The following is a 12566-nucleotide window of genomic DNA, read 5'->3' on the forward strand; positions in this document are numbered from 1 at the left end:
GGCGGCTATGGCGGCTGGGGTGCGACGCAGCGCGAGGGCGCGCCGCTGCAGCGCGCGGCGGCCGCGGCGATGTGCGGGTGCGCGAGTGCCTGCGGCATGCACGGCCATGCGCATGCGAGCGCGTGGGGCCGTGAGCTGCCTACGTCGGACGCGAAGGGCTTCTGGGGCGCGTTCGGTTGTTCGTGCTGGGCCGTCTGACATGACGACCCTGACCGGCCGGTGCAGCCCCGGGTGGATTCGCGCGCTCCTGTCGCAGGGGTGGGTCGGCTCGCTGGTGCGGCTCGCGCTCGTTTCCGCGTTCCTCATCGGCGGGGTGAACAAGGCGATGCACTTCGGCGATGCGGTCGCGGAGCAGGCGCATTTCGGCCTGCACCCGCCGGCGCTGTGGGCGGCGCTGGCGATTGCGATCGAGATCGGCGGCTCGCTGTGCGTGGTGTTTCGCCGCTTCACGTGGCTCGGCGCGGGCAGCCTCGGCATGTTGACGCTCGTCGCGATGCTCGTGGCGAACGATTTCTGGAATCGCTCCGGCGCCGAACATTTCATGGCGCTGAACAGCTTTTTTGAACACCTGGGCTTGATTGCGGCACTCGTGCTCGCGACCATCGTCGACGATGCGCGGCAACCGGCCGACGACGGCCGCGTGTGACCGGGATTGCCCGAGCCGATCCATCCTCTGATCAAACAACAAGGACATCCGTTATGAAAACCCTTCGTTCCGCGCTGCTGGCGCTGACGATCGCCTGCGGTCTCGTCGCCGCGCCCGTCGCGTTCGCGAAACCGCCGGTGCAGCCTGCGGTTGCGCCGACGCTGGCCGTCGGTCCGCAGTACGACACCACGCACGTATGCGTCGCGCCGGAAGATTTCGACCGCTTTACCGACAGCTTCGTCGCGACGTTCGGCGGCACGAAGTCGAAGCAGGGCGTGTTCCAGGTCACGCCGACGCCGAGCCAGACGATGTCGCAACTCATGCTCACGCCGGTCGGCACGGTTTCGGTGTTCGGCTTCAAGACGCCGATCCCGTATCCGTTCTGCGCGGAGCGCACCGGCTATCTTGTGACCGACATGGACGTGGCCGTGAAGTCGGCGCGCGAGCACGGCGCCGACGTGATCGTCGACACGTTCCCCGACCCGATCGGCCGCGACGCGATCATTGCGTGGGCGGGCGGCGTGAACATGCAGCTCTACTGGCATACCCAGGCACCGCACTACGACGCGTTGCAGACCATCCCCGAGAATCGCGTCTACGTGTCGCCGCAAAGCGTACGCAAGTTCGTGCACGACTTCGTCAAGTTCTCGAAGGGCAAGGTGGTGTCCGACAACCTGAAGGCGCCGGGCGTCGAGATCGGTCGCCCGAACGACACGTACCGCCGCATCCGCATCGAATCGGGCTTCGGCAAGATGACCGTGCTCGTGACGGATGGCAGCCTGCCGTACCCGTTCGGGCGGGAGATGACCGGCTACGAAGTGCCCGATCTCGCCGCGACGCTGAAGCAGGCGCAGGCGGCCGGCGTGACCGTGCTCGTGCCGCCGTTCGCATCCGACGGCCGCGACGCGGCGCTCGTGCAGTTCCCGGGCGGCTACGTCGCCGAGATCCACGCGAGCGCGGCGCGATGAAGCACGAGGACACGATCCTTGCCGCGGTGGCCGGCTTCGTCGACACGCTGAGCTTCGTCGCGCTGTTCGGGCTGTTCACCGCACACGTGACGGGCAACTTCGTGCTGATCGGCGCGGGCATCGCGAGCTTCGGCCAGGGCGTGGTGCTGAAGCTCAGCGTGTTTCCCGCGTTCGTGTGCGGTGTCGTCGCGGCGAGCCTGATCGCGCGGTCGATGTCCGGGCGGCCCGACTGGCAACGCACACGCGCGCTGCACACGGTCCAGGGCGTGCTGCTGCTCGGCTTCTGCGCGGCTGGCCTGTGGGCGACGCCCGTCACGCAATCCGACAGCCTGCCAGTGCTCGTGGCCGGCATCGTCGGCACGTTCGCAATGGGTGTGCAGAACGCGCATCCGCGCGTGATTGCGCGCGCGGGCGGCGTGCCGAATACCGTGATGACGGGCAACGTCACGCAAGCGATTCTCGACGTCGTCGATCTGCTGTCGGCCGGCACCGCGGACAGCGTCCGAGCGGCGGCACGCGCGCGCTTCGGCAAGATGCTGCCGGCGATCGTCGCGTTCGCGCTCGGCGCGGCCGGCGGTGCGCTCGGGTTCCGTTACGTCGGCTTTGCGGCGCTGCTCGCGCCTGTCTGCGCGCTGGCGACGCTTGCGCTGGGTGCGGCCCAAGCGGCCAGCCCCGCCACGCCGGAGCGCGCATGATCGGGCCGGGGCCGGGCAGACAACGGACGCATCACGCCCGCCGCTTCGAGCGTGCCGCCCGCCTGTCGATCGTCGCGGGGCTGTTGTTCGCAGGCGCCGACGCGGTGTTCGCTGAGACAGCGGCGGCATCAACGTCGACGGCGGCGCAAGCACCGGTGCCGGCTTCGACTGCGTCATCGGTTTCCACATCGGCAACGACACCCGCGGCCACCACCGCGGCGACCTGCACGGCCAAGCGGCCGACGGTGCTGTTCAACCGCTGGCAGGAAGACTGGTCGGTGCTGGCGAATCCATGCGTGCCGCGCGCGCCGCTCGACGGGCTGAAATACATTCCGCTCGGCAATGATCCGGTCTCCTATCTGTCGCTCGGCGTGAACCTGCGCGAGCGGCTGGAGACCAACGACGCGCCGTTGTTCGGCATTGGCTCCGGGCAGTCGGACACGTACCTGATCCAGCGTGTCGAAGTCCATGCCGATGCGCACCTGGGCCAGCACTGGCAGTTCTTCGCGCAATTGCAGGACGCGCGCGCATTCGGCAAGAACACGGTGTCGCCGGTCGACCGGAACCCGCTCGATCTCGAGCAGGCGTTCGCGACCTACACGGGCGCGCTCGGCGGCGGCGCGCTCAAGGTCCGCGTCGGCCGGCAGGAGATGGCGTTCGACTTGCAGCGCTTCATCGCCGCGCGCGACGGCCCGAACGTGCGGCAGGCGTTCGATGCGGTCTGGGCCGATTACGAATACGGGAAGTGGCGCTTCATCGGCTATGCGACGCAGCCGGTACAGAACCGCAACGCATCCGATTTCGACGACGTGTCCAATCGCGATCTCACGTTCAGCGGCGTGCGCTTCGAGCGGCAGTCGGTCGGGCCGGGCGACCTGTCCGGCTACTGGTCGCGGTACAACCGCAAAAACGCGCGCTTTCTCGATGCGAGCGGCCCCGAGCATCGCGACGTGTGGGATGTGCGCTACACGGGCACGCAGGGCCGTTTCGACTGGGATCTCGAGACGATGCTGCAGACCGGCACGGTCGGCAATAACACGATCGGCGCGTGGGCCGTCGGCTCGATCGCCGGCTACCGGCTCGACGCGCCGTGGTCGCCGCGCATCGGGCTGCAGGTCGACGCGGCATCGGGCGACCGGCATCCGCACGACGGCCGCGTCGGCACCTTCAATCCGCTGTTTCCGAACGGCTATTACTTCACGCTGGCAGGCTTCACGGGCTACTCGAACCTGATCCACGTGAAGCCGTCCGTGACGCTGAAGCCGTCGGCGAACCTGTCGCTGCTCGGCGCGCTCGGCTTCCAGTGGCGCGAGACGACCGGCGACGCCGTCTATCAGCAGGCGAGCGTCGCGGTGCCTGGCACAGCGGGCAAGGGCGGCCTGTGGACGGGGATGTACGTGCAGCTGCGCGCGGACTGGACGATCGCGGCGAACCTGATCGGCGCGGTCGAGGCCGTGCACTTCCAGGTTGGCGACGCGATCCGGCAGGCGGGCGGGCACAATGCGGACTACGTCGGCGTCGAGCTGAAGTATGGGTGGTAGCGCGCACGGCGCATGAAAAAGGGCGACCCCGCGTGAGCAGGGTCGCCCTTCGTTCGTCCGGGCCGGCAGCGCGGCCGGCCCGTTCGCAGTGATGCGATTACAGGTTCGGCGACAGCGCGAGCGCGTTCGTCAGATCGCCCATCGGCTGTGCGCCGTTCGCCTTCAGCGCGTCGTCGCGCTGCTGCAGGCCCGCGAGGCGCGGCAGCGAGAAGCGGCGCGTGATGAAGCGCAGGATCGAACCCGTGTCGTACTGCGTATGATCGACGAAGCCCTTCTTCGCGAACGGCGACACGATCAGCGCCGGAATGCGGGTGCCCGGGCCCCAGCGGTCGGCATTCGGCGGCGTCGCATGATCCCAGAAGCCGCCGTTTTCGTCGTACGTCACGACCACGACCATGTTCTTCCATTGCGGGCTGGCCTGCAGGTGCGCGATCACGTCGGCGATGTGCTGGTCGCCGGACGTCACGTCCGTGTAGCCCGGGTGCTCGTTCAGGTTGCCTTGCGGCTTGTAGAACGCGACTTGCGGCAGTGCGCCCGCATCGATCGCCTTGATGAACTCGGCGCCGTTCGCGCCGCCGTCGAGCAGGTGCTGCGCGCGGCTCGCGGTGCCCGGCGCCTGGTTCGCGAAGTAGTTGAACGGCTGGTGGTGCGGCTGGAAGTTCGGCGTCGACAGATCGGCGCCGTAGATCACGTTCGACGTGCCGTTCTGGCTCGCCTGCAGCGCCTGACCCCACGCGCCGGAATACCACGCCCACGACACGCCCGCGCTGGTCATCAGGTCGCCGATGTTGGCCGCCGTCTGCGGCGGCATCGTCGACGGATTGGCGGGGTCGGCGAGCAGCGGGTCGCCGCCCGAGGCCGCCTTGTTGCCGCTCGGCTGATACGCCGGCTGCATCGTGTTGATGCCGTAGAAGTCAGGCGTGAGCGCGCCGTCGTTGACGAACTTCGGCGGCCCGCTCAGCGCGGAGGCAGGCGAGTTGGCCGCGACCGCCAGCGACTTGCCGTCGGCATTCAGCACGGCGATCTTGCCGGCCGCCGGGCTCTTGTCGGCGTTCGGGTAGTACGGCGCGCACGCGCAGACCAGATACTGGTGGTTCAGGAACGAACCGCCGAACGCGCCCATGAAGAAGTTGTCGGCGAGCACGTACTGCTGCGCGATCTTCCACAGCGGCAGCTTCGACGGGTCCGGCGTGTAGTGGCCCATCGTCAGGCCGCCCGCGTCGGTCCATGCGGCGTACATGTCGTTCTTGCCGCCGTTGATCTGCATCTGGTCCTGGTAGAAGCGGTGCACGATGTCGCGCGTCGCGATGCTCATCGACTGGTTGAAACCCTTCGGGTCGTCGATCGCGAACGGCGCGTTCGGCAGGTTCGCCGTCATGGCCTCGGTCACCGCCGGCGTGATGCCGGTCGCGGTCAGGCCGCCCCAGATCTTCGGCAGCGTCGCCATCGTCGAGCCGTCGCGATCCTTTTGCACCGAGTTCGCGGCCGTCGCGTTCTGCAGACCGTTCGCGCCCGGGAAGTTGCCGTACAGGTTGTCGAAGCTGCGGTTTTCGGCGTAGATCACGACGACGTTCTTGACGGCCGACAGGCCCTGCTGCGTGACGTCGTCGCCGCCGCAGGCGGTCAGGCTGAGCGCGGCCGCAAGGGCGATCGGCGCGTAGCGAATCCAGGCGTGCTTCTTCATGCGATGTTCTCTCTCATTCGTCGTTGGTCGCGTGTGGGAACCGGGTGGCGGAAGGGCCGGCGCACGAACCTCGCGGTACCGCCCGGCTGCGCGCATTATCTGGAACCGATTTGACAGACGGGTGTAGGGGCGCTTTCAATTGACTGTCGGTCTAACGTCATCCAAGCGTCACGGAACTGACATAAGCTCCGGCCGATTGCCCACCGCTACAAGAAGAACGACGATGCACAGCCTTCTGAAATCCTTCGCGTCCGCGCGAACGCTGATCCCCGCCGCGGCCACGCTGGCACTTGTGGGCGGACTCGCGGCGCTCGCCGGTTGCGATGCGCAGCCCGGCACGAATGCGTCGGCCGCGTCCGTCGTGCCGGCGGCACAGGCCGCTTCGGCCGCTCCGGCGGTCGCGCCGGCCGGCCAGCCGCAAACGCGCGCGCAGGTGTTCGAGGGCGTGAAGCAGATGACGGCGCTCGGCAAGCAGCTGTTCTTCGACCCGTCGCTGTCGGGGTCCGGCAAGCTCGCTTGCGCGTCGTGCCATAGCGCCGAGCATGCGTTCGGGCCGCCGAACGCGCTGTCGGTGCAGCTCGGCGGCGACGACATGCACCGTACCGGCTTTCGCGCGGTGCCGTCGCTGAAGTACCTGCGCGGCATCCCTCCGTTCAGCGAGCACTTCCACGATTCGCCGGACGAAGGCGATGAAAGCATCGACGCGGGTCCGACCGGCGGCCTGACCTGGGACGGTCGCGTCGACACACGGGATGCGCAGGCGCGCATCCCGCTCACGTCGCCGTTCGAGATGAGCAGCTCGCCCGCGCGGGTGGCGAAGGCGGTTCGCGCCGCACCGTATGTCGACGCGTTTCGCAACGCGTTCGGCGATCAGGTGCTCGGCGACGATCAGGCGACGTTCGGCGCTGTGCTGCGCGCGCTCGACGCGTTCCAGCAGCAGCCGGCGCTGTTCGATCCGTACACGAGCAAATACGACGCGTATCTGGCCGGCCGAGCGCAGCTCACGCCCGCGGAGCTGCACGGCCTGCAGCTGTTCAACGACGAGAAGAAGGGCAACTGCGCGAGCTGCCACGTGAGCCAGCGCACGCTCGAAGGCGGCCCGCCGCAGTTCAGCGATTTCGGGCTGATCGCGATCGCGGTGCCGCGCAACCGTGCGCTGCCCGTCAATCGCGACCCGCGTTTTTACGATCTCGGCGCGTGCGGCCCCGAGCGCACCGACCTGAAGGGCCGCGACGAATTCTGCGGGCTGTTCCGCACGCCGTCGCTGCGCAACGTCGCGCTGCGCAAGACGTTCTTCCACAACGGCGTGTATCACTCGCTCGAGGACGTGATGCGCTTCTACGTCGAGCGCGACATCCATCCGGAGAAGTTCTATCCGGTCGTGCACGGCAAGGTGCAGGTGTACGACGATTTGCCGAAGCGCTATTGGCCGAACATCAACCGCGAGCCGCCGTTCGACCGCAAGCGCGGCGACGCGCCCGCGCTGAACGCGGCCGAGATCAAGGACGTGATCGCGTTCCTGGGCACGCTGACTGACGGATATCAACCGGCGGCCGTGTCGGCCGCGCGCTAGAACGCGGACCTTACAGCATGCATGCTATGCTCGCTCGCTGACAGGCGTGGCGCGTGCCGGAGCGCCGGCCGCCGGATGGCCGGCCCCCGGTTCCCCGGCCGCGCGCCGCGCCGTTCGATCGAACATCCAAGGAGAACAACACATGTCGATGCGTGCATCCCTTTCCATCGTTACGCGCGTGCTGGCCGGCGCTGCGTGCGCAGCCGCGATGCTGCCCGCCCATGCGCAGAACAACCTGAACTTCCTGAACGACACGCCGATCAGCTATTTCAGCAAGACCGACCGCGCGTCGCTCTCGAAGGCCGTCGCGCAGGTGCGCGACGAAGGCAAGGACGGCGAGACCACGACGTGGCAGAGCAACGGCCGCGGCACGCAGATCGACGCGAAGCTCACGCCGTCGACGTCCGAAACCGACGGCAAGACCTGCCGCGAAATCGCGACCGAAATCACCGCGAAGGGCCAGACGATGACGCTCAAGCCGGTCTACTGCAAGACGGCCGCGGGCAAGTGGCAACTGCAGAAACGCTGAGCACGGTGCGATGAAGCGCAGCGGTGCGGCGCGCACGGTATCGTGCGGCGTCGTGATTCTCGACGGGGCCGGCCGCGTATTCCTCGCGCATGCGACGGATACCACGCACTGGGACATCCCGAAGGGGCAGGGCGAGCCCGGCGAGTCGCCGGCCGACGCGGCCCTGCGGGAACTACGCGAGGAAACCGGCATCGAGTTCGCGCCGGCGCGCCTGGTCGATCTCGGCCGCTTCGCGTACCGTCACGACAAGGACCTGCACCTGTTCGCGGTGCAGGTCGCCGACGACGAGATCGATCCCGCGCACTGCACGTGCACGTCGCTGTTCCCGAGCCGTCGCGACGGCTCGCTGATTCCCGAGATGGACGCGTATCGCTGGACGGCGCCCGGCGACGTCGATACGTATGCGAGCCGCAGCCTCGCGCGGCTGTTTCGCACGAAGCTGCTGCTCGCGGAGCTGCATCGGCGTTTGACGGGCGCGTGAGCGCCGCGGCTTCGATGTCGTCGATGGCACGAATGGCGCGCACGCAATAAAAAACCGACCGCGAGGGTCGGTTTTTTTCATCATCGCGCGACGTCGGCTCGAAGCCTCACGCCGCGCGCCCCGCAGACCGTCAGGCCGGCTTGCCCCAGCTGTCGCGCAGCCCGACGATCCGGTTGAACACGGGCTTGCCCGGTTTCGAATCGACCCGGTCGGCGACGAAATAGCCGTGACGCTCGAACTGCAGGCGCGTTTCCGGCGCGACGTCGCCGTTGCCCGGCTCGACGTAAGCCTGCACGACCTTCTTCGAATCGGGGTTCAGCGCCTCGAGGAAGTTCGCGCCGCCGGCGTCCGGGTGCGGCTCCTTGAACAGCCGGTCGTAGATCCGCACTTCGGCCGGCTGCGCATGCTTCGCGCTGACCCAGTGGATGTTGCCCTTGACCTTGTAGGTGTTCGCGCCTTCCGTGCCCGACTTGCTGTCCGGGAAGTAGTTGCAGTGCACGGCCGTCACGTTGCCGTCGGCGTCCTTGTCGAAGCCCGTGCACTCGATCACATAGCCGTAGCGCAGGCGCACCTTGTTGCCCGGGAACAGGCGGAAATAGCCCTTCGGCGGGTTCTCGACGAAGTCCTCGCGTTCGATCCACAGCTCGCGCGAAATCGGGAACGTGCGCACGCCGCGCTCCGGATGATGCGGATGCACGGGGGCCGTGCACGCTTCCTCGAGGTCTTCCGGATAGTTGTCGATCACGAGCTTCAGCGGATCGAGCACGGCGACCGTGCGCGGCGCCTTGTCGTCGAGATCGTCGCGCAGCGCGCCTTCGAACACGCTCATGTCGATCCACGAATCGACCTTCGTCACGCCGATCCGCTCGCAGAACAGGTGGATGCTCTCCGGCGTGAAGCCGCGGCGGCGGATCCCGACGATCGTCGGCATGCGCGGATCGTCCCAGCCTTCGACGTGACCTTCGGTGACGAGCTGCAGCAGCTTGCGCTTGCTGGTGATCGCGTACGTGAGGTTCAGGCGCGAGAATTCGATCTGTTGCGGCAGCGGACGCGTGAACATGCCGGCATCCGCGAGTTCGTTCAGCACCCAGTCGTACAGCGGGCGGTGATCCTCGAACTCGAGCGTGCACAGCGAGTGCGTGATGCCCTCGAGCGCATCCGAGATGCAGTGCGTGTAGTCGTACATCGGATACACGCACCATGCGTCGCCGGTGCGGTAGTGGTGCGCGTAGCGGATCCGGTAGATCACCGGGTCGCGCATGTTCATGTTCGGCGACGCCATGTCGATCTTCGCGCGCAGCACGTGCTCGCCTTCCTTGAACTCGCCGGCCTTCATCCGGCGGAACAGGTCGAGGTTTTCCTCGGGCGAACGGTCGCGGTACGGCGACGGCTTGCCGCCGTCGGTCAGCGAGCCGCGGTTCGCGCGCATTTCGTCGGCGCTCTGGCTATCGACGTACGCCTTGCCGCGCTGGATCAGCAGCTCGGCGAATTCGTACAGCTTGTCGTAGTAATCGCTCGCGAAATACTGGTGGTCGACCGCATCCTTGCGCCAGTCGAAGCCGAGCCAGCGCACCGCGTCGACGATCGAGTCGACGTACTCGACGCTTTCCTTTTCCGGGTTCGTGTCGTCGAAGCGCAGGTGGCACACGCCGCCGTAGTCGCGCGCGACGCTGAAGTTCAGGCAGATGCTCTTCGCATGGCCGATGTGCAGATAGCCGTTCGGCTCGGGCGGGAAGCGCGTTTCGACGCGGCCGCCCCATTTGCCGGTGCGGTTGTCGTCGTCGATGATGTTGCGGATGAAGTTGGAAGCCGCGGGGGCGTCGTTACGTTCGGTGCTCATGCGGTTGGCGTCAGGTTGTGTCGGCGCGTCGCGCCGGTTTAATCTGTAATTCTACCTGAGCGGGGTCCGTCCCGCGCGGGTTGCGGCGCTGCAAGGGCCGGTTGGCGCTGCGTCCCGCAATATCTCGATATTGTGTCCGCTGTAACACGACGTAAATCGCATTGCCCGGCGCGTTCGGCTTTTCCTATGATGGCTTCACCGATTCAATGCCGCCAGCGGCCTTTTGCGTGGCGGGAGGAAGCCAATAATCCATGATGAAGAAGACCACTTTTCTCGTTCGTACCGCGCTAATCGTCGCGGCCCTGTCGCAACTCGGCGCATGCGCGATGACGCATACGCAACGCAACGCCGGTATCGGCGCGGCCGCGGGCGGCGCGCTCGGCTACCTGATCACGGGCGGCCCGGTCGGCACGGTTGCCGGCGCCGCGGCAGGCGGCCTGGTCGGCGCCGGCGTGCGCTGATCGACGCCGGCGCGCATGCGCGCCGGCCGGTCGTGACGGCGTTCGCCATGCGTCACGACCTCGCACATCCCTTCCGCGATTCGACAGGCAACATCAGGGAGGAGCGGGTGTGCGACACTGCGTCGACGTCACATAACGACTTCATGCGTCGACGAATCCTCCATGAGCGATTTTCCCGTTTTCGTGCTGCCGGGCTACGGCAACTCCGGTCCGTCCCACTGGCAAAGCCGCTGGGAGCGCGCCGACGCGCGTTTCGTGCGCATCGCGATGCCCGACTGGGACCATGCGTTCCGCAACGGCTGGTGTCTCGCGCTCGATCGCGCGATCGAGGCCGCGCCGGGCCCGCTGATGATCGCCGCGCACAGCCTCGGCACGCTGACCACCGCGTGGTGGGCGACCCGCTACGCGCGGCCGGCCGCGCTCGCGAAGGTGCGCGGCGCGCTGCTCGTCGCGCTGCCCGATCCGGCCGGGCCCGGGTTTCCGGTCGACGCGCACGGCTTCGGGCCGGTGCCGCACGAACGGCTGCCGTTTCCGACCTGCGTGGCCGCGAGCAGCGACGATTCGTACGGCTCGCTCGCGTTCGCGCGCGGCTGCGCGCATGCGTGGGGCAGCGCGTTCCATGACCTCGGCCCGCGCGGCCACCTCAACGCGGACAGCGGGCTCGGCGACTGGCCCGACGCCCGCGGCTGGCTCGACGCGCTCGCGCGCTAGCCCCCGATTCACTGGCCATCGATGACCGGTCGCACGCCGCCGCGCCGCCGAAGGCGCCGCGACGCGCATTCCCGCGGGCTCAGATCGCCTGCTTCGCCTTCAACGCGGCAATCCGTTCGTCGTCGTAGCCGAGCATGTCGCGCAGCACCGCTTCGGTCTGCGCGCCGAGCAGCGGCGGGGCCGTGCGCGCATCCGGCGGCGTCGCGCTCATCCGGATCGGGTTGCGCACGAGCTTCACGTCCGCGCCGCACGGATGCGGCAGCGACACCTGCATCCCGCGTGCGACCACCTGTTCGTTGTCGAACACTTCGTCGAGTTCGTTGATCGGCCCGCACGGCACGCCGGCCGCTTCCAGCGTGCCGATCCAGTCGGCCTTGCCGCGTGTCTTCACCATCTGCGCGAGGATCGGCACCAGCGTGTCGCGATGGCGCACGCGCGACGGGTTGGTCGCGAACCGTTCGTCGTCGGCCAGCTCGGCGCGGCCGCCGGCCTCGACGAACTTGCGGAACTGCCCGTCGTTGCCGACCGCGACGATGATCCAGCCGTCGCTCGTCTGGAATGTTTGATACGGCACGATGTTCGGGTGTGCGTTGCCCCAGCGTACCGGCGGCTTGCCGCTCGCGAGGAAGTTGGTGTTCATGTTCGCGAGCAGCGCGACCTGCACGTCGAGCAGCGCCATGTCGATGTACTGGCCTTCGCCCGTGCGGTCGCGGTGCGCGAGCGCGGCGAGCACCGCGATCGTCGAATAGAGGCCCGTCGCGAGATCGGCGATCGCGACGCCGGCCTTCTGCGGGCCGCCGCCCGGCTCGCTGTCGCGCTCGCCGGTGATGCTCATGAAGCCGCCGATGCCCTGGACGATGAAGTCGTAGCCCGCGCGATGCGCGTACGGGCCGGTCTGGCCGAAGCCCGTGACCGAGCAGTAGACGAGATCGGGCTTCACCGCGCGCAGCGATTCGTAGTCGAGCCCGTATTTCGCGAGCTGCCCGACCTTGTAGTTCTCGAGCACGACGTCGCTTTGCGCGGCGAGCTCGCGCACGATCTGCTGGCCTTCCGGCGTCGCGATGTCGACCGTGACCGAGCGTTTGTTGCGGTTCGCCGCGAGGTAGTAGGCGGCCTCGGCGGTGTCGGCGCCGGCCGCGTCCTTCAGGTACGGCGGCCCCCAGTGGCGCGTGTCGTCGCCGGCGCCGGGGCGCTCGACCTTGATCACGTCCGCGCCGAAATCGGCAAGGGTTTGCGCGCACCATGGGCCCGCGAGCACGCGGGTGAGGTCCAGCACGCGGATATGGCTCAGGGCACCCATCGTCGAATCGTCTCCTTTCATGGCTCGCCTTCGGGCAAGGCGGATCGGCATGCCGACCATCTTAAGGCGAATCGGCCGCGCGGGTGGCCCGGGCCGGTCGTCCGGCACGGCGGGCCGCTGCGTCTTGGCGACCGATC

12 protein-coding genes and 1 pseudogene are annotated in these 12566 nt (G+C 68.0%); 10 read left to right on the forward strand and 3 right to left on the reverse strand.

The features are described from left to right. The 5 genes and pseudogenes from SB786_RS29350 to SB786_RS29370 all read left to right on the forward strand — a co-directional run. A pseudogene (locus SB786_RS29350) lies at positions 1-198 on the forward strand (amidohydrolase); the annotation flags it as partial. Between the two features lies 1 nt (position 199). Then, positions 200-646, forward strand: a complete 447-nt coding sequence (locus tag SB786_RS29355) for a DoxX family protein (protein WP_410730512.1) — start codon at positions 200-202, stop codon at positions 644-646. A gap of 53 nt (positions 647-699) precedes the next feature. Further along, positions 700-1614 carry a glyoxalase gene (locus SB786_RS29360; RefSeq protein WP_410730513.1) on the forward strand — a complete coding sequence of 305 codons (915 nt, stop codon included), beginning with the start codon at positions 700-702 and terminating at the stop codon, positions 1612-1614. After that, positions 1611-2309, forward strand: coding sequence for a YoaK family protein (locus tag SB786_RS29365; RefSeq protein WP_410730514.1), 699 nt, complete (start codon positions 1611-1613; stop codon positions 2307-2309). The genes SB786_RS29360 and SB786_RS29365 overlap by 4 nt, the downstream gene beginning before the upstream one ends. Further along, positions 2306-3850, forward strand: coding sequence for an alginate export family protein (locus SB786_RS29370; protein ID WP_410730515.1), 1545 nt, complete (start codon positions 2306-2308; stop codon positions 3848-3850). Before SB786_RS29365 ends, SB786_RS29370 begins: the two co-directional genes overlap by 4 nt. Before the next feature lie 97 nt (positions 3851-3947). Here the strand turns inward: SB786_RS29370 and SB786_RS29375 are convergent, their stop codons facing one another. Continuing rightward, positions 3948-5534 carry an acid phosphatase gene (locus SB786_RS29375; protein WP_410730516.1) on the reverse strand — a complete coding sequence of 529 codons (1587 nt, stop codon included), beginning with the start codon at positions 5532-5534 and terminating at the stop codon, positions 3948-3950. A 223-nt stretch (positions 5535-5757) separates the two neighbouring features. Here SB786_RS29375 and SB786_RS29380 point away from each other — a divergent pair, with 223 nt between their 5' ends. The 3 genes from SB786_RS29380 to SB786_RS29390 all read left to right on the forward strand — a co-directional run bounded on the left by SB786_RS29380 (position 5758) and on the right by SB786_RS29390 (position 8117). Further along, positions 5758-7107 (forward strand): cytochrome-c peroxidase, encoded by a 1350-nt coding sequence (locus SB786_RS29380; protein ID WP_410730517.1) that lies wholly within the window; start codon positions 5758-5760, stop codon positions 7105-7107. 142 nt (positions 7108-7249) lie between these two features. Next, positions 7250-7636, forward strand: coding sequence for a hypothetical protein (locus tag SB786_RS29385; protein WP_410730518.1), 387 nt, complete (start codon positions 7250-7252; stop codon positions 7634-7636). Between the two features lie 10 nt (positions 7637-7646). Next, positions 7647-8117 (forward strand): NUDIX hydrolase, encoded by a 471-nt coding sequence (locus tag SB786_RS29390; protein ID WP_410730519.1) that lies wholly within the window; start codon positions 7647-7649, stop codon positions 8115-8117. A gap of 130 nt (positions 8118-8247) precedes the next feature. Here the strand turns inward: SB786_RS29390 and SB786_RS29395 are convergent, their stop codons facing one another. Then, on the reverse strand, positions 8248-9957 hold the full coding sequence (locus tag SB786_RS29395) for a glutamine--tRNA ligase/YqeY domain fusion protein (protein WP_410730520.1): 1710 nt from the start codon (positions 9955-9957) through the stop codon (positions 8248-8250). A gap of 251 nt (positions 9958-10208) precedes the next feature. On the opposite strand from SB786_RS29395, the gene SB786_RS29400 reads away from it, so the two are divergent. Continuing rightward, positions 10209-10418, forward strand: coding sequence for an ornithine acetyltransferase (locus SB786_RS29400; protein ID WP_410730521.1), 210 nt, complete (start codon positions 10209-10211; stop codon positions 10416-10418). 162 nt (positions 10419-10580) lie between these two features. Beyond that, the gene (locus tag SB786_RS29405; protein ID WP_410730522.1) at positions 10581-11129 is read left to right on the forward strand and encodes an RBBP9/YdeN family alpha/beta hydrolase; all 549 of its coding nucleotides are present in this window, start codon (positions 10581-10583) and stop codon (positions 11127-11129) included. 79 nt (positions 11130-11208) lie between these two features. Here the strand turns inward: SB786_RS29405 and SB786_RS29410 are convergent, their stop codons facing one another. Further along, positions 11209-12429 (reverse strand): CaiB/BaiF CoA transferase family protein, encoded by a 1221-nt coding sequence (locus SB786_RS29410; RefSeq protein WP_410730523.1) that lies wholly within the window; start codon positions 12427-12429, stop codon positions 11209-11211. Between the last annotated feature and the right edge of the window lie 137 nt (positions 12430-12566).

It is taken from the genome of Burkholderia sp. SIMBA_062 (assembly GCF_046534765.1).
Lineage (GTDB): Bacteria > Pseudomonadota > Gammaproteobacteria > Burkholderiales > Burkholderiaceae > Burkholderia > Burkholderia ambifaria.